Source organism: Brachymonas denitrificans (genome assembly GCF_907163135.1).
GTDB classification, from domain to species: Bacteria; Pseudomonadota; Gammaproteobacteria; order Burkholderiales; family Burkholderiaceae_C; genus Brachymonas; species Brachymonas denitrificans_A.
The window spans coordinates 1,360,893-1,387,408 of sequence record NZ_CAJQUA010000001.1; the positions used below are offsets into that span (position 1 = coordinate 1,360,893).

Below are 26,516 nucleotides of genomic sequence, written 5' to 3' on the forward strand. Positions count from 1 at the left end.
GCGGTTCAAGGCATGCTCCTCAGATCACGTACTCGACGGTCTCGATCTGCTGGCGTTGCAGACGCGAATCACGCAGCGACTGCAGAATCTCCACACGCAACGCATTCATCTGCAAGCCCACATCCTGGCGCGGGAACGGTGCCTGTAACTGCCACTGGCCAATCAGCCGTCCCGGGCTGTTGCCGATCAGCAGCACGCGATCGGACACCGTCAGCGCCTCGTCGATATCGTGCGTCACCAGCACCGCCGCAGCCTGGTGCTGCGTGGCGATGGTGCGCAGCAGTTCCTGCATCTCGGCCCGCGTCACCTCGTCCAGCGCACTGAAAGGCTCGTCCAGCAGCAGCACCTTGGGCTGACGCGCCAGCGCACGGGCCAAGGCCACGCGCTGCGACATGCCGCCGGACAATTCGCTCGGGTAGGCTGCAGCCGCATGGCCCAGCCCCACCTCATCGAGCGCAGCATCCACTCGGCGCTGCAGTTCCGCCTTGCCCAGTTCCGGCTGGTGCCTGAAATCGAGCCCGAAGGCCACGTTCTCGCGCACGTTCAGCCACGGGAACAGCGAGGCCTGCTGGAACACGAAGGCCGCCCGCGGATGCGGTTGCTGCAGTGGCTTGCCGAACAAGGCCACTTCCCCGCGCTGTGCCAGTTGCAAACCCGCCAGCACCCGCAGCAGCGACGACTTGCCCACCCCGCTCGGCCCGAGCAGCGACACCAGCTCGCCCGGCTGCAGCGCCAGCGAAAAATCCTGCAGCACCCATTTGTGCGAACCATCGCCCTGCGCATAGCCCAGGGCAATGTCGCGTGCTTCCAGCACCGTGGCAGCGTGTGTCGTCATGCGTCAGCGCTCCCCGTCTCCGTCCGGAATCTCGACGAAATCGTCTTTGCCGACGCCGCAATCCGGACAGGTCCAGTCGTGCGGAATATCCGCAAAACGGGTGCCCGGCGCGATGCCGTGCTCGGGCATGCCTGCGGCTTCGTCGTAGATCATTCCGCAGGGAATGCACATCCATTGGCTCATCAAAAACTCCTTCAAACGGCCGGGGTTTCGGTTGCGACGCATGGAGCTTGCCTGGCCGGATCCTGCTCGGCGTCCGCCCGCTGCCTGCCCGCAACCCCGTTTCCGGCCGCCGCTGCATGCGGAACCAATGCCGCAGGATTGGCTGCCGTCAGCACCGCAATGTCATGGCGCAGCTGCTTCAGCGCGGGCGTCACAATCGCCACGAACAGCGCCTCGCGGCTGCGGCGCTGCGCTGCATGGCGCATCAGGTAACCGCGCGCACCGGCATGCAGCGCGGCCGACTGGGCCGCACGCAGCGACAGCTCGCTCGCGTGCAGGCGCGCCTGCAGCACGGGCAGGATCTCCACCGTGCCCGCCTCCGCCTGCTGCGCCAGCTGCCGCGTCTGCACGCGCAGCGCATCCAGCTCTTCCTGCAGGTCGTCGTGCTGGTCATCCAGCCAGGCGTTCGTCACGCACTGCGTCAGGTTGCTCTCGCGGATCAGCTTCAGGCTGCCCTCGATCACGCCCAGCGCCATGCCGATCTGCAGCAGGATGAAGCCCGGCTTCACCCGCCCCAGAAAGGCGTTGAACTCGTTCGGTTGTGCCAGCACGTCGGCAAAGGGAATGTGCACCTGGTCGAAGCGCACATTCAGCGTGCGCGTGCCTTCCAGCGCGCAGAACTCGGGGCAGGGCTTGAGCGTCACGCCCGGCGCATTGCCACGCACCACGAACATCACGTAGCCGCCCTCACCCAGTTGTGCCGTGGCCGCAAAAATGTGCTCTTCCCCGATGTTGGACACCCAGGGCAGGCTACCACTCACCACATAGCCGCCCGCTTCCGGCTCCGCCTGCAGCAGATGCTTCTCGATGCCGCTCAGGTGCTTCACGGTGTTGGACATGCCCGTGCCCGCCAGCAGCTCGCCACGCAGCACCTGCGGCAGATAGCGCTCGCGCGCCACCGGATTGCCGCTCTGGCGCAGATACCAGGCAAACGTGCCCTGGCACCACAGCGTAAAGGCAGTCGCACCACATTCGGCACCCACGGCCGCCATCAGCTCGATCTGCGTCGCCAGCCCCAGGCCGGAACCCCCCTGCTCCGGCTGCGCCAGCGCGGCAAAACCACCCAGCGCACCGAGCTCGCGCAGCCAGGCTTCGGGGTACAGGCCCTGGCGGTCAATCTGTTCCACCAGCGGACGCAGGCCGGTCCGCACATGCGAACGGACTTGTCCCAGCAGGAGTTGAGCGGCGTCGGACATGATGTCTCCTTCATCAGCAGGCGGCCAACAAGGCAAAGGCCACCCCGGCACCCACACCGGCGGGTGCCTGCAATCAGATCATTCGGGGGGAAACGGGCAGGCGCGATAGCGTCGCAACTGCCTGGTACCGGTATGCCGGCCGCGCCTCGGGCGTGCCGCCACCAGGCACCCGGTGCAGCATCAGGCGTAAGGCTGCAACTCGGGGTTGATCGGCGTGCGCGCCAGATTGTTCGAGTAATTGCACAGCGTGGCCAGCGCCACGCCCAGCACCACTTCCAGCGCCTGCTGCTCGCTGTAGCCGGCGCCATGGAAGGCAGCCAGATCCTCGTCCGGCACATTGCCCTTGTGCTCCATCACGGCCAGCGTGAACTGCGCCAGCTGCTGCAGCTTGGGATCGTTGATGGCATTGGTGCCACGCAGCGCCTCCACCACCTCGTCGGGCAGCAGCTTCTTCTTGCGCGTCAGTGCGGTATGGCCCGCCACGCAGAAGCCGCAGCCATTCGTCACTGCCGCGGTGATCTGCACCACTTCACGCTCGCCGGCGCTCAGGCTGGTGCGGCCGTTGATGGCGCCGACCTCCTGGTACATCTCCAGCGCGGTGGGGGCATTGGCCAGCACACCGATCAGGTTGGGCAGGAAGCCATTGTTCTTCAGCGCCGTCTGCAGGCGCGGCTGGGCTTCGGGATGGGCGGAATCAACAGTGTGGATGGGCAGGCGGCTCATGCGAAGGGTCCTTCAAGAATTTGGCAATGCTTCGCATGGTAGGGAGGCTTCTAATAATTGAAAAATACTTTTTCCTGGTTTGCATATTCAAAAAATGACATATGAAAGTCACAGCACCCCTGGCAAAACGCACTTCGACAATCACGATCAGGGCAGCTACTCCCTGCAGTCAGTGGTTAAACCCGGCAAATGAAGGCTGTCCACCCGTATCTGCTTGCAACTTTCGTGACATTGTTCACAATTCCTGAATCCACTGTTCCGCCGCCCAGGAGCGCTACAACAGCCGCAAGGAAGCAGAGGCCTACCTCAAGAACCCCGTCACTCCTTTCATCAACACCGACGCGACAGCACGCGACATGGATTTGATCCGCGATCTGCTGGGAGAGGAAAAACTCAACTATCTCGGCTATTCCTACGGCACCTGGCTGGGCGCCTGGTATGCCAGCCTGTTCCCCGAGCGTGTCGGCCGCATGGTGCTTGATAGCTACATCGACTTTTCAAGACCGCTTGACATCATCGCCCCTCAGATTCCGGCACGCCAACGGGCGCTGGACGAAATCCTCATTCCCTATGCAGTGCGCCACGCCCGGCACTTCCAGTTGGGAACCTCCGAAGCTGCAGTGCGCACGCACATGGCCAATCTGAGCCCGCGGATGCAGCATACGATCGCCGTCCCCCTGTTGCTGACAGCCTACAAGCGTGACGGAGCCGACCAGTTTCTCGAGGTCATCGCCATCGCACGCGAACTGGATCAACTGTTCACGACAATGCCGAAACCGCTGGACCGGGCTACAGCAGAAAAGGCAGCGCAACGCCTGCCCTTCATCCGCAGGGACGCCGAACGCAAGGCAGGCAGGCAAGTCATCGCCCAAAGACTTCTGGCAAGCTATTTCGAGACATTGCCCCACCCCAGACGGGAAGGGCTCGACATGGACTTCAACGCCTCCACCTACGCGGCGATTCGCTGCAATGATGCACCGGCATCCACCGACTTGACCGCCTGGGAGAAGCAGCTCCAGGATGCGGCCGAACGCGCACCGCACTTCTTTTTCGGGCTGTACAACAACACCTGCGCTACCTGGGTACGTCCAGACCTGAAACAACCCGACCCGACTCCCCTGCAGTCACTGGATCTGATGCTGGTGCAATCCCAATACGACGTAGCCACCCCGGTGGAAGGAGCGAATGCCTTCTTTGCCCGGTTGCCACGCGCCTTCCGCGTCTACGTGCCCGGAGAGCTCGAGCGTGGCTTGTTCCCCTACCGCGACAGGAACTGCGTGGATCTGACGGTCACCCGCTACCTCCTTGGCGAACCGCCAGCGCAACGCGAGACCGTATGCTCCGCGCTTCCCTTGGAACAGGATGCCAGGAAGTAAAACCCTGTGAAGCCATCGAGCGGGCTCCTGACCCCACTCCGTAATTGTCACCTTCCAGCAAAAAGCCCCCTCGTGCAAGCACGCAGGGGGCTTATGGCGAAGGCCGGCACAAGACCGGCCCGTCAGGCAATCGCCAGTTACTCGATCGCCTTCACCATGTCCTCGACCACTTTCTTGGCATCGCCAAACACCATCATGGTCTTGTCCATGTAGAACAGCTCGTTGTCCAGGCCGGCGTAACCGGCGGCCATGGAACGCTTGTTCACGATCACCGTCTTGGCCTTGTAGGCTTCCAGGATCGGCATGCCGTAGATCGGGCTGCCCTTCTGCAGCGCAGCCGGGTTCACCACGTCGTTGGCGCCCAGGATGATGGCCACGTCGGCTTGTGCGAACTCGCCGTTGATGTCCTCCATCTCGAACACCTGGTCATAGGGTACTTCGGCCTCGGCCAGCAGCACGTTCATGTGGCCAGGCATGCGGCCGGCCACCGGGTGGATCGCGTACTTCACGCTCACGCCATGCTCGGTCAGCTTCTGCGCCAGTTCGTTCACGGCGTGCTGCGCACGCGCCACGGCCAGACCGTAACCCGGCACGATGATCACGCTGTCGGCGTTGCTCAGCATGTAGGCTGCATCGTCCGCACTGCCGCTCTTGACGGTACGCTGCTGCTGGTCGCCACTGGCAGCCGCACCGGCGTCCCCGCCAAAGCCACCCAGAATCACGTTGAAGAACGAACGGTTCATCGCCTTGCACATGATGTAGCTCAGGATGGCACCGGACGAACCCACCAGCGAACCGGCAATGATCAGCATGCTGTTGTTCAGGCTGAAACCAATGCCTGCAGCCGCCCAGCCCGAGTAGCTGTTCAGCATGGACACCACCACCGGCATGTCGGCACCGCCGATCGGGATGATCAGCAGCACGCCCAGCAGGAAGCCGATCAGCGTCACCAGGATGAAGGCGGTCCAGCTCTGCGTCATGGCAAAGCTCACAATGAAGAACAGCGCGGCAATGCCCAGGCCCAGGTTGATCCAGTGCTGGCCGGGGAAGGTCACCGGCGCGCCCTGGAACAGGCGGAACTTGTACTTGCCGGACAGCTTGCCGAAGGCAATCACGGAACCAGTGAAGGTGATGGCACCGATGAAGGAGCCCAGCGCCAGTTCCACGCGGTTGCCGACCGGAATCGGATCACCCAGCGCGGCAATGCCCAGCGCATGCGGCTCGGCCACGGCAGCAATGGCGATGAACACCGCAGCCAGACCGATCATGCTGTGCATGAAGGCCACCAGCTCTGGCATCTTCGTCATTTCGACGCGCTTGGCCATGATGGCACCGATGGAACCGCCGACCAGCAGGCCCAGCAGCACCCAGGTCAAGCCGATGGGCGAACCCGCCAGCTTGACGATCAGCGCCGCCGTGGTCAGCACGGCGATGGTCATGCCGACCATGCCAAACATATTGCCGCGGATGGAGGTGGTCGGATGCGACAGGCCCTTGAGCGCCTGGATGAAGCAGATGCTTGCAACCAGATAGAGCAGAGTAACTACGTTCATGCTCATTTTTCAGCTCCCTTCGCGGCGGGCGTCTTGCGCTCCTTCTTCTTGAACATTTCCAGCATGCGGCGCGTCACCAGGAAGCCGCCGAACACGTTGACCGCGGCCAACGCCACGGCAGCCACACCCATGGTCTTGGCCAGGGCGCCCTCGGTCAGGCCGGCGGCCAGCATGGCACCGACGATCACGATCGCGGACACCGCGTTGGTCACGGCCATCAGCGGCGTATGCAGCGCGGGCGTGACGTTCCACACCACGTGGTAGCCCACATAGATGGCCAGCACGAAGATGATGAGGTTGATGATGGTGGGAGAGACGATGTCCATGATTACTTCCTCTTCACTTCGCCGTTCTGCGTCATCAGGCAGGCCGCCACGATGTCGTCTTCCATGTCGACCTTCAGGCCCCCTTCTGCCGGCAGCACCAGCTTGAGGAAGTCGATCACGTTGCGCGCATAGAGCGAACTGGCATCGGCCGGCACCAGGCCGGCGATGTTGGTCTCGCCCACGATGGTCACGTCGTGCACGCGCACGGTCTGGCCGGCCTGCGTCAGCGGGCAGTTGCCATCCGTGCCGTTCGGGCCCTTGCCGGCGGCCATGTCCACGATCACGGAACCGGGCTTCATGGCCTTGACCATATCCTCGGTCACCAGCGTGGGCGCAGCGCGGCCCGGAATCAGCGCGGTGCTGATCACCACGTCGGCAGCGGCCACGCGCTTGGCCACTTCGGCCTTCTGGCGATCCAGCCAGCTCTGCGGCATGGGGCGGGCATAGCCCCCCACGCCTTCGGCCGCTTCACGCTCTTCGTCAGTCTCGTAAGGCACATCGATGAACTTGGCGCCCAGCGACTCGACCTGCTCCTTCACGCTCGGGCGCACGTCGGAGGCCTCGATCACGGCACCCAGGCGCTTGGCCGTGGCAATCGCCTGCAAACCGGCCACGCCGACGCCCAGGATCACCACGCGCGCGGCCTTGACGGTACCGGCAGCGGTCATCAGCATCGGAAAGAAGCGCGGGTACTTGTCGGCCGCCAGCATCACGGCCTTGTAGCCGGCGATGTTGGCCTGGCTGGACAGCACGTCCATGCTCTGCGCACGCGTGGTACGCGGAGCGGCTTCGAGGGCAAACGCGGTGATACCCGCAGCCGCCATGCGCTCCAGATTGGCGCGATCAAACGGATCAAGCATGCCGACCAGGGTGGCAGACGGCTTGATCTGGGCCAGTTCGGCTTCGGAAGGCGCACGCACCTTCAGCACCAGCTCGCTGCCCAGGGCAGTGGCCGCATCGACGATGTTGGCACCGGCCGTTTCATAGGCCGCATCGGTAATACCGGCACGAATGCCGGCGCCTGCCTGGACTTTCAGGGTATGTCCCTGTCCGACCAGCTTTTTCACAGTTTCCGGCGTTGCGGCCACGCGGGCCTCGCCGGGCACTGTTTCCAGTGGGACTCCAATTTGCACGATACTCCTCCAATATCAAACGGAACCTGTGTCTATCTGGCCTTCTGCGGGCCATTCGGCAAACGATCGTCGCGCCCCCCGTTTCACGGCACGGGACGAAGGCATCCCATGCTGCCTAATCTATTGCAACAGATATTAACAGTCAAAGGCCACGCCTTTCGATGTAATTACCAATAACCGGCCGGCAGCAACCACCCGAATTACTGCCGCGCGTTGCGCACGGCCGGTGGCAGCGCCTGCGGGTGGCTGGTGCGGAAGGGATTGATATCCAGCCCGCCGCGACGGGTGTATCGCGCATAAACCGAGAGTTTGACGGGCGCGCAGCGGCTCCAGATGTCGGTGAAGATGCGCTCCACGCACTGCTCGTGAAACTCGTTGTGGTTGCGGAAACTCACCAGATAGCGCAGCAACCCTTCGTGGCTGATTTGCGGGCCGCTGTAGCTGATTTGCACACTGCCCCAGTCCGGCTGCCCGGTAATCAGGCAGTTGCTCTTGAGCAGGTTGCTGGTCAGCGTCTCGCTCACGATGCCCTCTTCAGGGATGGTGGTCAGCAGCTCGGGCGCGGGATGGTAGTGCGTGCACTCGCAGTCCAGGCGATCCAGGCTGAGGCCGTCCAGCTCGTGGATCGGCTGCTGGTCGAACAGTTCGGCCGGCACCAGGCGCACGCCGATGCTGGCATCCATGGTAGCGGCCCCGCGCCAGGCCGCCTCGTTCAGGTCGGCAAAAATGCGCTCGCGCACTTCCTCGATCGAGCCGATGCGCGTGTTGTTGAAACTGTTCAGATAGAGCTTGAAGGACTTGCTCTCGATGATGTTGGGCGTCTCGCAGGGAATGTTCACCTGCAGCAGCGCCACCTGCGGTTTGCCGCGCAGATTGAGCCAACTGAGTTCATAGCCGGTCCACAGGTCGGCGCCCATGAAGGGCAGGCGGCCGGTAATGCCGATTTCATCGCGCTTGGGCTGGCGCGGCAGGGGAAACAGCAGCGTGGGATCGTACTGGTCGGCGTAGCTGACGGCCTTGCCGAGGGGAGATTGCTCAGGAGTGGGCATGGATTTTCAACCGGAAAAAAGCCGCCATGGCGCGGCGGCATGCATCTTTTCATTGTGACGCAGCACAGCCCCGCTGCGGCCTGGCCGTGGCGCCCACGTCACACCTTTGCGCGCCGATGCCGCCTCACTCCTGCCGGCGGCGAAACACCAGACGATCCGGACCGGAAGCCTCGGCCGCAAATGCATAGCCATCCGTGGCGAAACCCTGCAGCCCCTTGACCGACTTGATCTTGTGCTCGACCGCATAGCGCATCATCAGGCCACGCGCCCGCTTGGCATGGAAGCTGATGATCTTGTAGACGCCGTTCTTGTCATCCTCGAACACGCACTCGACCACGCGGGCCTTCAGCGCCTTGCGGTCCACCGCCTTGAAGTATTCCTGCGAGGCCAGGTTCACCAGCACCGGTTCGGCCGCGCCCTCTTCCTCGAAACGCGCATTCAGGTACTCGGCAATGCGGCTGCCCCAGAAGTGGTACAGATCCTTGCCACCGGGATTGGCCAGCTTCGTGCCCATTTCCAGGCGATAGGGCTGCATCAGGTCCAGCGGGCGCAGCACGCCATACAGGCCACTGAGGATGCACAGGTGCTGCTGCAGCCAGTCCAGCTGCGCCTTGCCCAGCGAGTTGGCATCCAGCCCATCGTACACATCGCCATTGAAGGCCAGCACCGCCTGCTTGGCATTGTCCGTATCGGCCTTGGTGCTCCAGGCCTGGTAACGACCCACGTTCAGGGCAGCGAGCTTGTCGCTCAGGCCCATCAGGGTGGCGATCTGCTGCGGCGACTGCTCGCGCAACACGGCAATCAGCTCGGCGGACTGTTCCGGAAACAGCGGCGCGCTGTGCGTGGCCACTGCAGGCGGGGTGTAGTAATCCAGGGACTTGGCGGGAGAGAGAACAAACAGCATGGCAGAAACAAAAATGGCAGGCGTTGTGAATGCCTGCCATTATCACCAAGGGTTCTGCTTACTGCAGGCGCGTGCTGCCTTGCACCCAGTCACGGCCCTGTTGCTCGGCGTAGCTGGCCGCCTCCAGCGCGCAGGCAAACTCGCCGGCAAAAGTCACGATGCGGTCGGTACGCGAGCAGCCGCTGCCGCTGGCGATGGACACGCGCGGCGCATAACCGCCGCTGGGCATGCGCAGCGGGCATGCCTGGATGTGGTAGCGGCCCAGCGCAATCGGCGCGCGAGCCTGGTTAATGGAATGGTTCATGTCTCAAAATCTTTCTGATAACGTCGCGGTCGGCATGCGCCAGCCGGCGTGCGCACGCAAAACGTGGCACTTCAAGTGGCAACTGTGGCCGAAAACTGTGACGGGAAAATGTCAATTGGGCGCTCCCGATCCGGGAGAAACCCGCAGCCCCATGAGCGAAACTGCAGCGAAGATGGCGGCATCCGGGAAAGGCCGGACACTGCCCTTGCATGCGTGCTTTTTATCGTGAAATCTAATGGGCACGCGAATGCAAAATGTAATATTAGCAAGAATCAACACCAGACTCAAGTCTTTCCATAGGCAAAAATGTAATTCTGTGGTTTACATTTCCGCCTCGGGGACATTTCACGTGTTTGTATGATGTCTGCCATGTCCATGCCCTTCACTCTCTCCCGGCCATGATCTGGAACAGCCTGCTGCTCGGCCTTTCCATCGGCACCGTCATGGGCCTGACCGGTGCCGGCGGCGGCATCCTGGCCATCCCGGCGCTGGTGCTGGGCATCGGCATGAGCATGGTGGCCGCCAAGCCGGTTGCCTTGCTGGCCGCCACGGCCGGTGCCATGCTGGGCGCGGCAGACGGCCTGCGGCGCGGGCTGGTGCGCTACAAGGCGGCGCTGTTCATGGTGCTGCTGGGCGCCATCACCTCTCCCATCGGCCAGTGGCTGGCCCATCAGGTGTCGCCCGAACTGCTGGCCGTGCTGTTCAGCGGCATCCTGCTGTTCGTGGCCGTGCGCGGCTGGCGGCAGGGCACGCGCTCCCGCAGCGCCATCCTGGTCGAGCGCGTCACCCCCTGCATGCTCAACCCCGCCACCGGCAAGTTCAGCTGGACGCCCCGCTGCTTCCTCACCCTGGGCGGCATCGGCGCCGTCACCGGCCTGATGACCGGCATGCTGGGCGTGGGCGGCGGCTTCTTCATCGTGCCCATGCTGCAGCGCTTCACCAACCTCAGCTACCAGAGCATCGTGCTCACTTCCCTGGCCGTGATTGCGCTGGTATCCGGCTCCACCGTGCTGCAGATGGTGCTGCACGGCACCCGCATCGAGCCCTCGGGCTGGTGGTTTGTCGGCGCCACGGCGCTGGGCATGTTCGCCAGCCGGCTGTTTGCCCACAAGGTGCCGCAGCACTGGCTGCACCGGGGCTTCGCCCTGCTGGTGCTGCTGGCCATGCTGTTGCTGCTGCTCAAGACCTTTGCCCCGCACTGGCTGCCCCTGGCCTGACCCATCCGACGCGAGGATTTGCCATGACGCTCCGCATCACCCCCTTCTTCGACAGCTTCTCGAGCACCCTGAGCTACGTGCTCGACCTGGGCGACGGCGCCCCGTGCGCCATCATCGACCCGGTGCTCGATTACGACCCCAAGGCCGGCCGCACCAGCACCGACAGCGCGCGCAAGCTGATCTCGCATGTGCAGCGTCACCGCCTGCAACTGCATTGGATCATCGAGACCCATGCCCACGCCGACCACCTCTCCGCCGCGCCCTTCATCCAACAGCAGCTGGGCGGCAAGACCGTCATCGGCAAGCACATCACCACCGTGCAGCGCACCTTTGCCGGCATCTACCATTTGCCCGGGCTGCCCACGGATGGCAGCCAGTTCGACGTGCTGCTGGGCGAAGGCGAACAAATCGAGCTGGGCGGCGTGCGCATCGAGGCCATGCATGTCCCCGGCCACACGCCCGCCGACACGGCCTGGCATGTGCATGCGCCGGCAGGAGAAGCCGATCTGGTCTTCGTGGGCGACACCCTGTTCGCGCCCGATGGGGGCACGGCGCGCTGCGACTTTCCCGGCGGTTCCGCCTCGCAGCTGTACCACTCGGTGCACCGCCTGCTGGCCCTGCCGGACGACACCCGTCTGTTCCTCTGCCACAACTATGCCGATGGCGTGGCCGACAACCCGGCGGCCTATTGCGAGCACACCGTGGCCGAACAGCGACGCAGCAACAAGCATGTGCGCGACGGCATCAGCGAACAGGAGTTCGTCACCATGCGCACGGCCCGCGACGCCACGCTGGACATGCCGCAACTCATCCTCCCGGCGGTGCAGGTCAATATTCGCGCCGGCGCCCTGCCGGAACCCGAGCACAACGGCACGCGCTATCTGAAAATTCCGCTGGACGTCCTGTAAGGCTGAACGCCTCCGGACAAGGCCGCAGGCTTGCAGTGCCAGCCAAGTCCCGTCACGCCCTGCCCGAACAGGCATGACGCCTCCCTGCAAGCACGCCCCGTTGTACCCGGAGACCGACACCTGCCACCAGGCAGCTCGCTGCACTGCACCATCCGCGTGCATGAGGCTGCCACAGGCCGTAAAATGAAAGTTTGGCCCGCGCCAGCGCGGCGTGGCGCCCCTGCATGACAAACTGCTTCCGGCCGCGGCCCCCTGCCGTGCAGCCATGGATGCCCATTCGACCCCACACCATCATGACCGACGCCCTGCAGCAACCTGGCCTGAACAGCCTGACCAAATCGTTTGAACCCGCCGCACTCGAGGCCCAGTGGGGCCCGGAATGGGAAAAACGCGGCTACGGCCAGGCCGGTTTCCGCGGCACCGGCACGCCCAGCGCGGCAGCACACGCCGCCGGCCATGACTTCGCCATCCAGCTGCCGCCGCCCAACGTCACCGGCACGCTGCACATGGGCCACGCCTTCAACCAGACCATCATGGACAGCCTGACGCGCTACCACCGCATGATGGGCTACAACACGGCCTGGATCCCCGGCACCGACCACGCCGGCATCGCCACCCAGATCGTGGTGGAGCGCCAGTTGCAGGGCCAGGGCATCAGCCGCCACGACATGGGCCCCACCCCGGCCGAGGCACGCAAGAACTTCGTCGCCAAGGTCTGGGAATGGAAGGAACAGAGCGGCAACACCATCACCACGCAGATGCGCCGCATGGGCGACAGCGTGGACTGGAGCCGCGAATATTTCACCATGGACGACAAGCTGAGCAAGGTCGTCACCGAAACCTTCGTTCGCCTGTATGAGCAAGGCCTCATCTACCGCGGCAAGCGTCTGGTCAACTGGGACCCGGTGCTCAAGAGCGCCGTGAGTGATCTCGAAGTGGAAAGCGAAGAGGAAGACGGCTTCCTCTGGCACATCGCCTACCCGCTGAAAGACGAAGACGGCAGCCTGCAGGCCGCCGGTGCGCCGAGCCACCTGACCGTGGCCACCACCCGCCCCGAAACCATGCTGGGCGACGTCGCCGTCATGGTGCACCCCGAAGACGAGCGCTACCAGGCCCTGATCGGCAAGACCGTGATCCTGCCGCTGGTCGGCCGCGAGATTCCGGTGATTGCCGATGACTACGTGGACCGCGCATTCGGCACCGGCGTGGTCAAGGTCACGCCCGCGCACGACCCCAACGACTACCTGGTCGGCCAGCGCCACAAGCTGCCGATGATCTGCGTGCTCAACCTCGACGCCACGATCAACGACAACGCCCCCGAAATCTTCCGTGGCATGGACCGCTTTGCCGCGCGCAAGGCCATCGTCAAGGATCTGGAGGCTCTCGGCGCGCTGGTCGAAACCAAGAAACACAAGCTGATGGTGCCGCGCTGCGCACGCACCGGCCAGATCGTCGAGCCGATGCTGACCGACCAGTGGTTCGTCGCCATGAACAAGGTGGGCGAAGGCGACCCCACCGGCAAGAGCATCGCCCAGAAGGCCATCGACGCCGTCGAAAGCGGCCAGGTGCGCTTCGTACCCGAGAACTGGGTCAACACCTACAACCAGTGGATGAACAACATCCAGGACTGGTGCATCAGCCGCCAGCTCTGGTGGGGCCACCAGATTCCGGCCTGGTATGACGACGAAGGCAACGTCTACGTCGCCCGCAACGAGGACGAAGCCAAGGCCCAGTGGAAAGCCCGCATCCAGGAGGGCATGGCCCACGCGCGTGTGCGTTGCCACACCTCGATTACGGACAGCCTGCAGCTCAAGCTGACGCAAGGGCCCAAGCTGACACGCGACGAGGATGTGCTGGATACCTGGTACTCCTCTGCTCTGGTGCCATTCAGCACCATGGGGTGGCCTGAATCGGCTGCGGGGGGCGCTTCGGCTCTCGGCGCTGCCGGGACGGCTCATGCTCGCTTCGCTCACGAAATCGCCGCTCCCGGCGCCGGTAGCAGCCGAGGCGATGTGCCGCCCGCCCCGAATAACGAAGAGAGTGTGGCTTCGACCGCAGCAGCTTTGGCTGAGGCCGGAATCGGATCCGGCGATTTGGCGAGCGCAGCGAGCATGAGCCGGACCGATTCCGGCCTCAGCCAAAGCGGCACCGAAGCCACAACGAACGACTACGACCTGTATTTGCCCAGCACCGTGCTGGTCACCGGTTACGACATCATCTTCTTCTGGGTCGCCCGGATGATCATGATGACCACCCATTTCACCGGCAAAGTCCCCTTCCGCCACGTCTACATCCACGGCCTGGTGCGCGATGCCCAGGGCAAGAAGATGAGCAAGTCCGAAGGCAACGTACTGGATCCGGTCGACCTGATCGATGGCATCGAACTCGCCCCGCTGCTGGACAAGCGCACCACCGGCCTGCGCAAACCCGAAACCGCACCCAAGGTGCGCAAGGACACCGAGAAGGAATTCCCCAACGGCATCCCCGCCTATGGCGCAGACGCACTGCGCTTCACCTTCGCCGCGCTCGCCAGCCTGGGCCGCAGCATCAACTTCGACAGCAAGCGCTGCGAGGGCTACCGCAACTTCTGCAACAAGCTCTGGAACGCCACCCGCTTCGTGCTGATGAACTGCGAAGGCCATGATTGCGGCATCGTGGCGGATCCGAATGCGCCGAAGGTCTGCGACAAGAGCCACAAGACCTTCTCCCAGCCGGATCGCTGGATCGTCAGCCAGTTGCAGCGTGTGGAGGCGGAAGTGGCCAAGGGCTTTGCCGAGTACCGCCTCGACAACGTCGCCAACACGCTCTACGACTTCGTCTGGAACGAGTTCTGCGACTGGTATCTGGAAATCGCCAAGGTGCAGATCCAGACCGGCGATGCGCCGCGCCAAACCGGCACGCGCTACACGCTGATCCGCGTGCTGGAAACGATCCTGCGTCTTGCCCACCCGATCATCCCCTTTATCACCGAAGAACTGTGGCAGAAGGTGGCCCCCATCGCCGGCCGCGCGGGCGACTCGATCAGCATTGCCGAGTATCCGGTGTGCAACCCCGAGAAGTTCGACGAGCAGGCCGAGGCGCATGTGGCCAAGCTCAAGCAGATGGTCGATGCCTGCCGCAACCTGCGCGGCGAAATGGGCGTATCGCCGGCACAACGCCTGCCGCTGTATGCGCTGGGCGATGCCGCCTTCCTGCAGGAAGTGGCACCCGCGCTGCAGGCGCTGGCCAAACTGAGCGAAGTGAAGGTGTTCGACAACGAAGCCGATTGGCAGGCCGCGGCCCAGGCCGCTCCGGTGGCCGTGGTCGGCGAGGCCCGCCTGGCCCTGTTCATGGAGATCGACAAGGACGCCGAACGCGCCCGCCTCTCCAAGGAAGCCGCCCGCCTCGAAGGCGAGATCGCCAAGGCCAACGGCAAGCTGAACAACCAGAACTTCGTCGCCAAGGCCCCGCCTGCGGTGATCGAACAGGAACAGAAGCGCGTGGCCGAGTTCGGTGCCACGCTGGCCAAGGTGAAGGAACAACTCGCCCGCCTGGGCTGATCCTTGCCCGACGGCGCAGCGCTCCCCGGCCTGCGCCGTTTTTCCCCTGCCGGCTTCGTCACCGGCAACCGTTACGACAAAGCATTCCACCATGTCCTCCCAGCCCGAAAGCAAGAACAACACGGCCGCCCTCACCCCGGACGACTATCTGAAGAAAATCCTCAACGCCCGCGTCTATGACGTGGCGAAGGAAACCCCGCTCGATCTTGCGCGCAACCTGAGCCGCCGCCTCAACAACACCGTGCTGCTCAAGCGCGAAGACAAGCAGCCCGTGTTCAGCTTCAAGCTGCGCGGCGCCTACAACAAGATGGCGCAGCTCTCGCCCGGGCAACTGCACAAGGGCGTGATCTGCGCCTCCGCTGGCAACCACGCGCAAGGCGTGGCGCTGGGTGGACGCACCCTGAACACACGCACCGTGATCGTGATGCCCATCACCACGCCGCAGCTCAAGGTGGATGCCGTCAAGGCCCTCGGCGGCGAAGTGGTGCTGGCCGGCGAGAGCTATACCGATGCCTACAACCACGCCGTCAAGCTGCAGGAGGAGGAAGGCCTGACCTTCATCCATCCCTTCGATGATCCGGACGTGATCGCCGGCCAGGGCACGGTTGCGATGGAAATCCTGCAGCAGCTGCAGTCGCTGCCGCACAAGCATCTGGATGCCGTATTCGTCGCCATCGGCGGCGGCGGGTTGATCTCCGGCGTGGCCAACTACATCAAGGCTGTGCGCCCGGGCATCAAGGTGATCGGCGTGCAGATGGATGATTCCAATGCCATGATCCAGTCGGTGCAGAAGGGCGAGCGCGTCACGCTCAATGACGTGGGCCTGTTCTCCGACGGCACCGCCGTCAAGCTGGTGGGCGAGGAGACTTTCCGCATTACCCGCAAGCTGGTGGACGACTATGTGGAGGTCGACACCGACGCCGTCTGCGCCTCCATCAAGGATATTTTCGTGGACACGCGCAGCATCGTGGAACCCGCCGGCGCCATGGGCGTGGCCGCCATCAAGCAGTATGTGGCCAAGCACCAGTGCGAGGGCAAGACCTTCGCCGCCATCCTCTGCGGCGCCAACATGAACTTCGACCGCCTGCGCTTCGTCGCCGAGCGCGCCGAGGTGGGCGAGGAGCACGAAGGCCTGTTCGCCATCACCATCCCCGAGGAGCGCGGCAGCTTCCGTCGTCTGTGCGCGCTGATCGACAACCTGGGCGGCGGCCCGCGCAGCGTGACCGAATTCAACTACCGCATGAACAGCAGCGAGCGTGCCCACGTGTTCGTCGGCATCAGCATGCACGGCAAGGGCGAGAGCAGGGAAATTGCCGCCAAACTGGTGGAACAGGGCTTCGACGCCATCGACCTCACCCACAACGAGCTGGCCAAGGCCCACGTGCGCTACATGGTAGGCGGCAGCAGCAGCGTGGCCACTGACGAGCGCCTGCTGCGATTCGAATTTCCCGAGCGCCCGGGTGCGCTGATGCGTTTCCTGAGCATGCTCAACCCGGCCTGGAACATCTCGCTGTTCCATTACCGTAACCAGGGCGCCGACTACAGCGAGGTGCTGGTCGGCATCCAGGCCCCTGCCTCTGACGATGCACGCTTCCACGAATTTCTGGAGCAGCTGGGCTATCCCTACGTGGAAGAAACAGACAACCCGGTCTACCGGATGTTCCTGTAAGCCGCCCCGGGCGTGCGGGCCTGAGCCCGGCACTGTAGCCGCTTCGCTACTGCCCACGAAACAGAAAAAGCGCACCTCCTTCACGGACGTGCGCTTTTTGCATGGCCAGACCGGATCCCGGGCTTACCAGCTGCGGCCCAACCAACGCAGATTGTGCAGCACGTTGGTTGCGTTGTTGACAGTACCCAGCGTGTCGTTGATTTCCTCGCTCTTGGCGCGGCGACGCTTGTTGGCCAGGTCGATTTCTTCCGAGGCGTTGGTACGCTGGCGGCGATGCTGGTCCAGTTCGGCACGGCTCACACGGGCAGATTCGCGATTGCGCGCCGACTTGATGGCAGCGGACTCATCGCCCATGCCGTACTCACCCACGCCACCGCCAGCAGCGCAGCCGGTGAGCACGAATACGGTCGAAATCAGGAACAGGGGAAAACGGGTTTTCATGGTCGTTAAGAGATAAGGGGTTGAACAGGCAGTAAAACGGATCAGCGGACGATCAGCACATCGGCACCATAGCCACCGGTTGCACGGCGCACGGCATCGGCTTCGTCCATCAGGCGCTCACGGCGCTCCTGACGGCGTTCGGCGCGTTCGGCACGCTCGAAGGCAGCGGTTTCACGGGCTGCGGCCCGGGCGGCCGCCGGGTCTGCCTCGAACGTGCGATAGCCAACCACGGGGCTGGAACATGCGGTCGCCAGGGCGGCAGCGGACAGCATCAGGGGTGTAACAAGATGGCGCATGGGTATCCTTGAGGGTTCAGTCACATTTGCTGACGAAAATTACCGGCGGATTATATACACGTGGAAGCATGAAAACTTAGGACCCAAATATTCATGCCCCCATTTTTTTCTGACCCCCGTCATGAAGACGTGATCCCCCCTGCTGCCGGGCGTCACGAAAGCTGCCATGCAGATGGTTTACAGTTCTGGCATGGAAAATTCCATCCGCCACCTGCTGCTGGCCATCCAGTTCTTCACGCGCCTGCCCTTGCCCGGTCCGGTGATGCAATGGGTGGGTTTCAGCCCTTTGCTGATGCGCAACGCCATGGGCCACATGCCGGCGGTGGGCTGGCTGGTCGGCAGTGTGGCAGCGGTGGCTTACGCCGGCACGCTCTGGCTGTGGGGCACTCCGGTCATGCTGATGGCCTCTTCCACCCTGCTGCTGGCACTGGCAGCCCTCATCAGCACCATCGCCACTATCTGGGTCACCGGTGCCTTTCACGAGGATGGCCTGGGCGATGTGGCTGACGCCCTGGGTGGCCATACCAGCCCCGAACGCGCGCTGGCGATCATGAAGGACTCCCGGGTGGGCAGCTATGCGGTCGTCACACTGATCGTGGCCCTGCTGCTGAAGGTGCTGCTGCTGGCCGCCCTGGGCATTCTCCAGACCACGGTCGTGCTGTGGGTGCTGGTGGCCGCGCATGTGCTGTCGCGCTTTCTGCCGCTGCTGCTGGTGAAGATGCTGCCGCACGTGGGGCTGGAGGGCCAGTCCAAAACCCTGCAGGCTACCGGCGGCATGCAGCAGCTGCCGATCTGGACTGCCGCGCTGTGGTGCACCCCGCTGGCCGGCCTGTCTCTGCTGGACCAGGGTCCAGGGCTGCTGGCCATCATCGCAACGGCCACGGTTGCAGCAGCCTTGGCCATGCTGCTGATGGGCTGGTGGTTCCGGCGCCGTCTGGGCGGCGTGACCGGGGATTGCCTGGGTGCCACCCAGCAGGTGTGCGAACTGGTGTTCTACGGCGCCGCACTCAGCGCCACTCTCAGCGCCATGGGGCAGCCATGATGCCGCACACGCCGATCACGCCCCATTGGTGGCTGCTGCGCCATGCCGCACCGCTGGTGCAGGAGGGTGTCTGCTACGGGCAGCTCGACGTCTCCGCGGATATCGAGGGCACGCACCACGCCGCGCTCAATTTCAGCCGCTTCGTGCAGTCGCGCCACGCTGCCCAGGGCGGCACCCGCATCCGGTTGCTGGCCTCGCCCCTGCAGCGCTGCCTGCAACTGGCACGCACGGTAGAGCGCCAGCTGCTGCAGGAAGGCCTGCACTGCCAGCTGCAGACCGATGAGCGCCTGATGGAGATGGACTTCGGCGATTGGGAAGGCCAGCCCTGGGACAATGTCTCGCGCAAGGAGTGGGACGACTGGATGGCGGACTTCGCCGGCTACGAGGTCGGCCGCCGCGGCGAATCGCTGGCGCAGATGATTGCCCGCGTACAGCAGGCCCGGCAGGAACAGGCTCCCGCAGAACCAGGGGAATGGATCGTCTGGGTAACCCATGCGGGCGTGATCAAGGCGCTTGAACTGCTGGGTCAGGGCCTGTCCGCCAGCGATATCACCTCGCCACGCCAGTGGCCACAAGCCTCCTGCACGCACGGGCAGTGGCTGGCCGCCCCGCTTTCGCTGGGCTCGGCATCCGTCTAGTGCGAAGCAGGCTCGGCGGCAGGTTCCGCCAGCGGGGCAGAAGCAGGGTTTTCATCGGCAGGGGTAGCGCCACCGTCGACTGGCGCTTCACCCTCGGCGGCAGACGCATCGGAGGCCATGGGGTCGGCAACAGGCGCGGCGGTCTCGACCGGATCCTGACGCTGCAGTTCAACACCACCCGGCGCCACGATGGCACCCGGCTCGGTCGGAGCCACGGCAGACGAGCCCCCCAGTGCGGATTTGCCGGTCATCAGTTCCATCTGGGAGGATGCTCCCAAATCCAGCGCCCCGGCACTGGCCGCGTCAGATGCGGCATCCTGCTTGACCGGGCTGCCCTGCCCCGCCCCAAGGCCCAGATAGACCCCGCCCACCACGGCAAACAGCACCAGTGCGGCCACGATGGCCAGTAGCAGGCGCTTGTCGACAGGCACTTCTACGCCGGCAATGGTGGTCGTGGCGGTGCGGCGCGAAGAAGGAGAAGAAGACGGACGAGGCATGGCAACACGATACGCACCCATGGCGCGCATGGCAAAAACGGAACACCCTGCTTTGTAACAGGAATATGCCTGGCTGGCTATCGACAGTCGGCAAGCTTTGTTGCCGTATGTCAATGAAGCCGCCTGGCGCTCACTGGCCGAAGAAAATATCCTCGCCCGCAGCTTCGATGCGAACCGGGCGCCTCGGAGTGTCGTCGATCGGATGCGCGATCATGGCAACCGCATCGTCACCTGGCAGCGCCGCAGGAACAGCCGTTACGTCGGAAGGGCGCAGGCCTTCCCGGGCAGATGCCATCGGCGGCAAGGTGTCGGGAACCATTTCGAGAGCCAGCGCTGCATCCTCCAGGGCCAGATCCATCGCGGCCTGGCGCTCCAGTTCCACCTCATGGATCACGCCATCCTCGTCAATCACCACTTCGCCGCGGGCAGCCGCCATCGCCAGTTCCGACGGCCCGGAATAATAGCGCGCCTGTCCCGGCTGCCGGCCCAGCAGGGTGCTCCCCTGCTCGTACGTGCCCAACTGCATCGGTTGAGAGGCATCTTCGGACTGCCCCATCGAGAACTGTTCACGCAAATGGCTGCCACGCAGCATGTCATTGCCGAATGCATACCCCCCGATGATGGCAACCAGAGCCAGAACGCATGCCCCGAGAACCAGCCATAGCCAGAAACGCACCCGGCTGTCCTGCACCTCGTCTGGTGCATCAGCCCCCGTGTCTGGCAAAGACTGCCATTGCGACGCAGAGTGTAATGGTGTGTTCATGGTGGATCTCCTCGCGCCAACCCGCTTTCCGGCCGGCCATGACCCGAGCATACAAGGATGCGGCAGGGCTTGCTGTCAGACTGGATCGCACCGCCGCGCCAGCCGCACGCGGCATGCCGTGCTGCTCGCCTCCGACAGACGCAATCGCGCTATCATCCCAGGCTAACAACTTCCGTGCCGCAGCACCCATTCCTGACCCGTTCCGCCATGCCTGCTACCCTCGAAGGCCAACTCGTCGTTGCCATCTCTTCCCGCGCGCTGTTCGACTTCGAGGAAGAGAACCGCCTGTTCGAAAGCGGTGACACCCATGGCTACATGCAGGCGCAACTGCACAAGCTGGATCAGCCGGCCGCCCCCGGCGTGGCGTTTTCGCTGGTCAAGAAGCTGCTGGCCTTCAACAGCGACGGCCAGCGCCGGGTGGAAGTGGTGGTGCTGTCGCGCAACGATCCGGTCAGCGGCATGCGCGTATTCCGCTCCGCCGCCGCGCATGGGCTGAACCTGATCGAGCGCGGCGTATTCACCCAGGGTAGCGACCCCTTCCGCTACCTGCGCCCGCTCGGCGCACATCTGTTCCTGTCTGCCAACGAGGCCGATGTGCGTCAGGCACTGGCGCTGAAGTTTCCCGCCGCGCGGGTCGCCACCGGCTCCATGCAGGCCAGCAACGAGCATCCCGATGAAGTACGCATCGCCTTCGACGGCGACGCCGTGCTGTTCGACGATGAGGCCGAGCGCGTCTACCAGCATGGCGGCCTGCAGGCCTTCCAGGCCCACGAAGTCGAAAACGCCGCCCTGCCGCTGCCCCCCGGCCCGTTCCAGCCCTTCCTGGCCGCCCTGCACCAGTTGCAGCAGGCCAGCCAGCAGGGGGCGGCTCCCCTGCGCATCCGCACCGCTCTGGTCACTGCCCGCAGCGCCCCGGCGCACGAGCGCGCCATCCGCACGCTGATGAGCTGGAACATCGCCGTGGACGAAGCCATGTTCCTCGGCGGCCTGCCCAAGGGGCCGTTCCTGCGCGAATTCGAACCCGATTTCTTCTTCGATGACCAGACCGGCCACGTCAGCAATGCCGCCGAACATGTGCCCTCGGGTCTGGTCACCTACGGCATCAGCCACGAACCCGTTCTCGCGTTTTCAGAATGAGCCTGTTTCCGCCGCTACTGCCCCGCCACGCCCTCGTGCTGTTCTCCGGCGGGCAGGACTCCACCACCTGCCTGGCCCACGCGCTATCACGCTACGAGCGGGTCGAAACCATCGCTTTTGACTATGGCCAGCGCCATCGTGTCGAACTGGATGCGCGGCTGAACGTGCTGCAGGCGCTGCGTCAGCAGTTTCCGGCCTGGGGCGAGCGCCTGGGCGAGGACCATCTGCTGGACGTGAACGTGCTCGGCCAGATCAGCGAAACCTCGCTCACGCGCGACACCGCCTTTGCCATGGAAGCCAGCGGCCTGCCCAACACCTTCGTGCCCGGCCGCAACCTGCTGTTCCTGACGCTGGCCGCGGCACTGGCCTATCGCCGCGGCATGGACGTACTGGTGACAGGCGTCTGCGAAACGGACTTTTCGGGTTATCCCGATTGTCGCGACGACACCATGAAGGCGATGCAGATCGCCCTGTCCCTCGGCATGGACAAACGCCTGCTAATCGACACCCCGCTGATGTGGATCGACAAGGCGCAGACCTGGCAGCTGGCGCACGAACTGGGCGATGCCTCCGGGGTGGCGGATGGCGGCAAGGCGCTGGTCGACCTGATCGTCGAACACAGCCATACCTGCTACCTGGGAGACCGGGAGCATCGCCACGCCTGGGGCTATGGCTGCGGCAGCTGCCCTGCGTGTGAACTGCGTGCACGCGGCTACGCGCGTTACTCGGCAGCGGCCTGAGCCGGTTGTCCGACACCTGCTGCGTCCACCGCACCTTCGCACCGGGCGCTCACTACGAGCCTCTCGGCCCGCAGCACGCCGGCGATGCGTGTTCTCTCATGCTGCCAGCTCGACCCGGTAGGCCGCTGCACCCTGGTGCACCGCCTCATCCGGGTTGGGCTGCAACACCCACAGGCGGTCATGGAAGGCTGCCACACTCTGGCGATGCGCCACCGACAGCAGCCCGCCGCCGTTGGCGCGCACCATGGCGATCAGCTCCCGGTACAGGCGCTCTTCCGTCGGCGCATCCAGCGCACTGGTGGCCTCGTCGGCAAAAATCCAGCGCGGCTGGCGCAACAGCGCCCGCGCAATCGCCACGCGCTGCTGTTCGCCGCCGGACAGCTTGTGGCCCCAGTTTTCCCGGTAATCCAGCTGCTCCACCAGCTGCGGCATGCGCACGATCTCCAGCACGCGGCGCAACTCGGCGTCGTCATAGGCATTTTCCGCTGCCGGATAGGCCAGCGCCGCACGCAGGCTGCCATGCGGCAGATAGGGGCGCTGCGGCAGGAACATGCTGCTCTCGGGCAAGGTCACCCGGCCATGCGCCAGCGGCCAGATGCCCGCAATCACGCGCAGCAGCGTCGATTTGCCACTGCCCGAGGGCCCCTGCACCAGCACGGTTTCGCCCGGCTGCATCTGCAGCGCATCGGCCTCCACCTGCACGTTGCCGCTGGGCAGTTGCGCCTTGGCATGAGCCAGTTCCAGGCGGTCACCGACAATCCGGTGCTCCCAGCCTTCCAGCCCGTCCTGCTCCACCTCGGGCAGCATCTTCCAGCTCTCTGTCACGCCCCGGTCGAACGAGGTCAGACGCTCGGTCGTCGCGCGCCAGCTGGCCAGCGCCGGATAGCTGTCGATGAACCAGCTCAGTGAATCCTGTACCTTGCCGAAGGCCGACGAGATCTGGATCAGGTCACCCAGCTTGATGGCGCCGGCAAAATAGCGCGGCGCCGCCACCAGGAACGGAAAGATGATGGCGGCCTGCTGGAAGAAGGAGGTGAACCACACCAGGCGTTTCTGCGTGCGGATCAGGTTCAGGTAGTTGCCCAGCACATGGCCGAAGCGGTAGTCCAGCTGTTCGCGCGAAGCCGGCTCGCCACGGTCCAACGCAATCGCCTCGCTGTATTCGCGCACGCGCACCAGGCTGTAGCGGAAATCCGCCTCGCGCCACTCCTGCCAGAAGTTCAGGCGGATCAAGGCGCGGCCGATGTAGTGCGCAATCACGCTGCCCACCGCGCAATAGGCAATCGCCGCCCATACCATATAGCCCGGCAGCGTATAGCTGCTGCCCCCCAGCGTGAAGCTGAAGCTGCCCGACAGCGTCCACAGGATGCCGATGAACGACACCAGCGTCACCACAGCATTGAGCAGGCCCATGCTGATGCCCAGCGTGCTGCCGGTGAAGCGGGCAATGTCTTCCTGGATGCGCTGGTCCGGGTTGTCCGACACCGCCGTGCCGCCGCTCTGGCGCGCCAGTTCAAGATGGTAGAAGCGGTGGTGGCCCAGCCACTTGTTCAGGTAGGTGCGCGTCATCCAGGCACGCCAGCGCAGGTCCAGCAGCTGCGTGATGTAGAACTTGTACACCGCCAGGATGATGGCGATCACCGCCAGCCAGCTGAAGCGGAACATCTGCGACCAGAACACCTCGACGTTCTTGTCCTGCAGCGCGTTGTAGAACACGTTGTACCACTGGTTGAACAGCACCGCCATGTACACGCCGCCCAGGTTGAGCGCCACGATCACGAATAGCATCAGCCGCGCGCGCCAGCGCTCTTCCGAATGAAAATACGGCCGCGCAAGCCGCCAGGCGTCCTTGAGGAAGGTGCTCCAGCTGCGGCCCGGGCCGCTCCACGGGTCCGGCAGGGTATGGGAATCGGTCATGAATCAGTCTTTCCGGGCGCCGCCCGTTCAGGGCGCATCCGTCGGGTCGCTCAGCACGCGCACCTCGCCGCTGGGCATGATCTGGCGCACGGCGGTGGAAGGCAGATCGCGCGAGAGATCCGGCAGTCCCGGTGCCAGCGGCCCCACCTGCCCCAGACGGCTGCGCAGCGACTGCGGCTGGCCCGTCAGCAGGATGGCGTAGTTCACCGTGTTGGAAAGCACCTTCTTCACGTAATCGCGTGTTTCGCCGAACGGAATGTTCTCGGCCCAGATCGCGCCTTCGAGCATCGGGCCGTTGCGCCAGGCACGCGGACGACCCGGACCGGCGTTGTAGGCCGCCGCCGCCATCGGCAGCGAGCCCTCGAAATCATCCTGCACCAGCTTCAGGTAACCGGTGCCCAGGCGCACGTTGGTGTCCAGGTGCGTCAGCATGGAGGGCTCGTAGGGAATGCCCAGCTTGCGCGCGGTATAGCGCGCCGTGGCCGGCATCACCTGCATCAGGCCGGAAGCCCCCACGCCGGAGCGTGCGGCACTGGCAAAGCGGCTTTCCTGCCGGATCAGGCCATACACATAGGCCGGATCGACCCCGGTGGACTGGCTGCGCGGCACCACCACGTTGCGGTACGGCGTCGGGAAGCGCTGCTGCAGGTCGAACACGCTCTTGGTGCGCTCGCTGGTGTTGATGCAACGATCCCACCATTCGCGCTCGCAGGCGAGCGCCGCCGCAGCCAGCAACTCGCGGTCGTTCATGCCGCCGCGCTGGTGCAGATTGGTGGTGTAGTTCCACTCGCGCGTGCCTTCGCTGCGCAGGCCGATGCTCATGGCGTAGATGGCGCGCTGCAGGCCGGGGTTGGCACGCGCCGCTGCCCGCTCCGAGCCGGACAGGCCGGCTGGCGTTGCCGGCGTGCCGATGCGTTCGCCCAGTGCCTCCAGCGCCAGTTGTTCATAGAAGCCCTGGTGCCCCGCAATGCTGCGATACAGCGCGGCCGCTTCGCGATCCGGCCCATGTCCCAGATGCAGCCCGCCCTGCAGTGCACGCGCCCGCCAGTACACCCAGATGGGCTCACGCTGCGCCTCGAGCGACATGGCTTCGATGGCATGACGCACCTGCGGCCAGTAACCCATGCGCAGCGCAGCGCGGGCCATCCAGCCCAGCTTCACGTCGTCCAGGTCACGCAGCTGGCGCACCTGGCTGAAATAGTTCATGGCCGAACTGTCCAGGTTGAGCGCCGCCTGTTTGCCGATCTCGCCCCATACCCAGTTGCGGTCATGCGCCTCCAGCCGCGCGGCCCAGCCGCTCTGCATGGCCTGCGCGGCCGACATCGGGTTGCTCGATGCCATGCGCAACAGGGCGAGTACCGCCAGCTCGCGCCCGCTGCGGCTGCCGGCATCGGCCTGAGTGGCAAGATAGCTGGCGGGACTGGAGAAAATCCCCGGCACGCTCATGGCCGCCGCGCCGTCGATCACCCCCACCGCCGTGCGTGCAGTCCCCATGCGGTTGGTTTCGGCGGCCAGGCGCGCCTTGCGCCAGATATCCGCGTCGCGAATCACGCCCTTCTGCCGCAGACCGCCTGCCGCCAGGGTGCAGCCGTCATCGCTGTCGCGCTGGCCATACCAGCTGTCTCGGAATTCCTGCGCCATCTCACCGCCACTGCGTCCGCCGAGCACGGCATCCGCATACAGCGCATAGCAGCGCACTTCGCGGTCATCCCGCATGCGGAACGCCGGGTAATAGCGCGCAAACCCTTCAAAGTCACGGTTCTTGCCAAGCTGCAGCAGCCAGTCGTTGCGCAGGCGGTCTTCCTGGTAAGTGCCGGCATAGCGCTGCAGGAAGGCATCCACCTCGCCGGCACTGGCGCTTTCCAGCCGCGCATTCAGTTCCCAGTAGGCCGCCCAGGGCTCCAGCGGATGGCCGGATGCCTGCGGCAGCAGCATGGACAGCGTCGCGGTGTCCTTCTTGCGCCAGGCCTGCGCCATGTTGAGCAGCGTATCGTCGCCGCCCACGGCGGGCTGCGCCTGCGAAGCCACTGTGCCGAGTGTCATCAGGCATGTCACAATGGCTCTCAGGCCGAATCGGATGTGCGAAGAGAA

General features: G+C 64.6%; 26 protein-coding genes. 10 read left to right on the forward strand and 16 right to left on the reverse strand.

Annotated features, from left to right (window positions below; all coding sequences use genetic code 11):
- Positions 1 to 19: 19 nt before the first annotated feature.
- From KKQ75_RS06430 to KKQ75_RS06445, 4 genes are all read right to left on the reverse strand, one after another.
- The gene (locus KKQ75_RS06430) at positions 20 to 835 is read right to left on the reverse strand and encodes an ABC transporter ATP-binding protein (protein ID WP_213361089.1); all 816 of its coding nucleotides are present in this window, start codon (positions 833 to 835) and stop codon (positions 20 to 22) included.
- Between the two features lie 3 nt (positions 836 to 838).
- Positions 839 to 1,018, reverse strand: coding sequence for a rubredoxin (locus KKQ75_RS06435; RefSeq protein ID WP_213361091.1), 180 nt, complete (start codon positions 1,016 to 1,018; stop codon positions 839 to 841).
- A gap of 11 nt (positions 1,019 to 1,029) precedes the next feature.
- Complete coding sequence (locus tag KKQ75_RS06440; RefSeq protein WP_213361093.1) at positions 1,030 to 2,253, reverse strand: acyl-CoA dehydrogenase family protein; 1,224 nt, start codon at positions 2,251 to 2,253, stop codon at positions 1,030 to 1,032.
- A gap of 180 nt (positions 2,254 to 2,433) precedes the next feature.
- Entirely contained in the window at positions 2,434 to 2,976 is a 543-nt protein-coding gene (locus KKQ75_RS06445) for a carboxymuconolactone decarboxylase family protein (RefSeq protein ID WP_213361094.1), read from the reverse strand.
- A gap of 356 nt (positions 2,977 to 3,332) precedes the next feature.
- Here KKQ75_RS06445 and KKQ75_RS06450 point away from each other — a divergent pair, with 356 nt between their 5' ends.
- Positions 3,333 to 4,352 (forward strand): alpha/beta fold hydrolase, encoded by a 1,020-nt coding sequence (locus tag KKQ75_RS06450; protein WP_213361095.1) that lies wholly within the window; start codon positions 3,333 to 3,335, stop codon positions 4,350 to 4,352.
- Between the two features lie 137 nt (positions 4,353 to 4,489).
- Here the strand turns inward: KKQ75_RS06450 and KKQ75_RS06455 are convergent, their stop codons facing one another.
- From KKQ75_RS06455 to KKQ75_RS06480, 6 genes are all read right to left on the reverse strand, one after another.
- Positions 4,490 to 5,911, reverse strand: coding sequence for an NAD(P)(+) transhydrogenase (Re/Si-specific) subunit beta (locus KKQ75_RS06455; RefSeq protein WP_213361096.1), 1,422 nt, complete (start codon positions 5,909 to 5,911; stop codon positions 4,490 to 4,492).
- Complete coding sequence (locus KKQ75_RS06460; RefSeq protein ID WP_091814108.1) at positions 5,908 to 6,231, reverse strand: NAD(P) transhydrogenase subunit alpha; 324 nt, start codon at positions 6,229 to 6,231, stop codon at positions 5,908 to 5,910. Before KKQ75_RS06460 ends, KKQ75_RS06455 begins: the two co-directional genes overlap by 4 nt.
- Positions 6,232 to 6,233: 2 nt before the next feature.
- Positions 6,234 to 7,364 carry a Re/Si-specific NAD(P)(+) transhydrogenase subunit alpha gene (locus KKQ75_RS06465; RefSeq protein WP_213361097.1) on the reverse strand — a complete coding sequence of 377 codons (1,131 nt, stop codon included), beginning with the start codon at positions 7,362 to 7,364 and terminating at the stop codon, positions 6,234 to 6,236.
- 200 nt (positions 7,365 to 7,564) lie between these two features.
- A complete protein-coding gene (queF, locus tag KKQ75_RS06470) occupies positions 7,565 to 8,413 on the reverse strand; it encodes an NADPH-dependent 7-cyano-7-deazaguanine reductase QueF (protein WP_213361098.1) in 849 nt (282 codons plus the stop codon).
- 124 nt (positions 8,414 to 8,537) lie between these two features.
- Positions 8,538 to 9,317: a peroxide stress protein YaaA gene (gene yaaA, locus KKQ75_RS06475; protein WP_213361100.1), complete on the reverse strand. Its 780-nt coding sequence runs from the start codon at positions 9,315 to 9,317 to the stop codon at positions 8,538 to 8,540.
- Positions 9,318 to 9,375: 58 nt separating this feature from the next.
- The gene (locus KKQ75_RS06480; RefSeq protein WP_091814098.1) at positions 9,376 to 9,621 is read right to left on the reverse strand and encodes a hypothetical protein; all 246 of its coding nucleotides are present in this window, start codon (positions 9,619 to 9,621) and stop codon (positions 9,376 to 9,378) included.
- Between KKQ75_RS06480 and KKQ75_RS06485 the strand changes: the two genes are divergently transcribed.
- From KKQ75_RS06485 to ilvA, 5 genes are all read left to right on the forward strand, one after another.
- Positions 9,620 to 9,850, forward strand: coding sequence for a hypothetical protein (locus KKQ75_RS06485; RefSeq protein ID WP_159430707.1), 231 nt, complete (start codon positions 9,620 to 9,622; stop codon positions 9,848 to 9,850). The genes KKQ75_RS06480 and KKQ75_RS06485 overlap by 2 nt on opposite strands.
- 169 nt (positions 9,851 to 10,019) lie before the next feature.
- On the forward strand, positions 10,020 to 10,838 hold the full coding sequence (locus KKQ75_RS06490; RefSeq protein WP_091814095.1) for a sulfite exporter TauE/SafE family protein: 819 nt from the start codon (positions 10,020 to 10,022) through the stop codon (positions 10,836 to 10,838).
- A gap of 23 nt (positions 10,839 to 10,861) precedes the next feature.
- Positions 10,862 to 11,746 (forward strand): MBL fold metallo-hydrolase, encoded by an 885-nt coding sequence (locus KKQ75_RS06495; protein ID WP_213361102.1) that lies wholly within the window; start codon positions 10,862 to 10,864, stop codon positions 11,744 to 11,746.
- Between the two features lie 269 nt (positions 11,747 to 12,015).
- Positions 12,016 to 15,285 carry a valine--tRNA ligase gene (locus KKQ75_RS06500; RefSeq protein ID WP_434087721.1) on the forward strand — a complete coding sequence of 1,090 codons (3,270 nt, stop codon included), beginning with the start codon at positions 12,016 to 12,018 and terminating at the stop codon, positions 15,283 to 15,285.
- A gap of 91 nt (positions 15,286 to 15,376) precedes the next feature.
- Entirely contained in the window at positions 15,377 to 16,954 is a 1,578-nt protein-coding gene (ilvA, locus tag KKQ75_RS06505; protein WP_213361106.1) for a threonine ammonia-lyase, biosynthetic, read from the forward strand.
- Positions 16,955 to 17,077: 123 nt separating this feature from the next.
- On the opposite strand, the gene KKQ75_RS06510 is transcribed toward ilvA, so the two are convergent.
- Positions 17,078 to 17,395, reverse strand: coding sequence for an NGK_0946 family protein (locus tag KKQ75_RS06510; protein WP_091814084.1), 318 nt, complete (start codon positions 17,393 to 17,395; stop codon positions 17,078 to 17,080).
- A 41-nt stretch (positions 17,396 to 17,436) separates the two neighbouring features.
- The gene (locus KKQ75_RS06515; RefSeq protein ID WP_091814081.1) at positions 17,437 to 17,691 is read right to left on the reverse strand and encodes a hypothetical protein; all 255 of its coding nucleotides are present in this window, start codon (positions 17,689 to 17,691) and stop codon (positions 17,437 to 17,439) included.
- Positions 17,692 to 17,881: 190 nt separating this feature from the next.
- On the opposite strand from KKQ75_RS06515, the gene KKQ75_RS06520 reads away from it, so the two are divergent.
- On the forward strand, positions 17,882 to 18,733 hold the full coding sequence (locus KKQ75_RS06520) for an adenosylcobinamide-GDP ribazoletransferase (protein WP_213361108.1): 852 nt from the start codon (positions 17,882 to 17,884) through the stop codon (positions 18,731 to 18,733).
- The gene (locus KKQ75_RS06525) at positions 18,730 to 19,371 is read left to right on the forward strand and encodes a histidine phosphatase family protein (protein ID WP_213361109.1); all 642 of its coding nucleotides are present in this window, start codon (positions 18,730 to 18,732) and stop codon (positions 19,369 to 19,371) included. Before KKQ75_RS06520 ends, KKQ75_RS06525 begins: the two co-directional genes overlap by 4 nt.
- On the opposite strand, the gene KKQ75_RS06530 is transcribed toward KKQ75_RS06525, so the two are convergent.
- The gene (locus tag KKQ75_RS06530; protein WP_213361110.1) at positions 19,368 to 19,898 is read right to left on the reverse strand and encodes a hypothetical protein; all 531 of its coding nucleotides are present in this window, start codon (positions 19,896 to 19,898) and stop codon (positions 19,368 to 19,370) included. The genes KKQ75_RS06525 and KKQ75_RS06530 overlap by 4 nt on opposite strands.
- A 100-nt stretch (positions 19,899 to 19,998) precedes the next feature.
- Positions 19,999 to 20,631: a hypothetical protein gene (locus tag KKQ75_RS06535; protein WP_213361111.1), complete on the reverse strand. Its 633-nt coding sequence runs from the start codon at positions 20,629 to 20,631 to the stop codon at positions 19,999 to 20,001.
- Positions 20,632 to 20,838: 207 nt separating this feature from the next.
- Between KKQ75_RS06535 and KKQ75_RS06540 the strand changes: the two genes are divergently transcribed.
- On the forward strand, positions 20,839 to 21,768 hold the full coding sequence (locus KKQ75_RS06540; protein WP_213361112.1) for a 5'-nucleotidase: 930 nt from the start codon (positions 20,839 to 20,841) through the stop codon (positions 21,766 to 21,768).
- Positions 21,765 to 22,508 carry a 7-cyano-7-deazaguanine synthase QueC gene (gene queC / locus KKQ75_RS06545; RefSeq protein WP_371686880.1) on the forward strand — a complete coding sequence of 248 codons (744 nt, stop codon included), beginning with the start codon at positions 21,765 to 21,767 and terminating at the stop codon, positions 22,506 to 22,508. The genes KKQ75_RS06540 and queC overlap by 4 nt, the downstream gene beginning before the upstream one ends.
- 96 nt (positions 22,509 to 22,604) lie before the next feature.
- Here the strand turns inward: queC and KKQ75_RS06550 are convergent, their stop codons facing one another.
- A complete protein-coding gene (locus KKQ75_RS06550) occupies positions 22,605 to 24,425 on the reverse strand; it encodes an ABC transporter ATP-binding protein/permease (RefSeq protein WP_091814068.1) in 1,821 nt (606 codons plus the stop codon).
- A 27-nt stretch (positions 24,426 to 24,452) separates the two neighbouring features.
- Positions 24,453 to 26,468 (reverse strand): lytic transglycosylase domain-containing protein, encoded by a 2,016-nt coding sequence (locus KKQ75_RS06555; RefSeq protein WP_213361113.1) that lies wholly within the window; start codon positions 26,466 to 26,468, stop codon positions 24,453 to 24,455.
- Positions 26,469 to 26,516 lie beyond the last annotated feature (48 nt).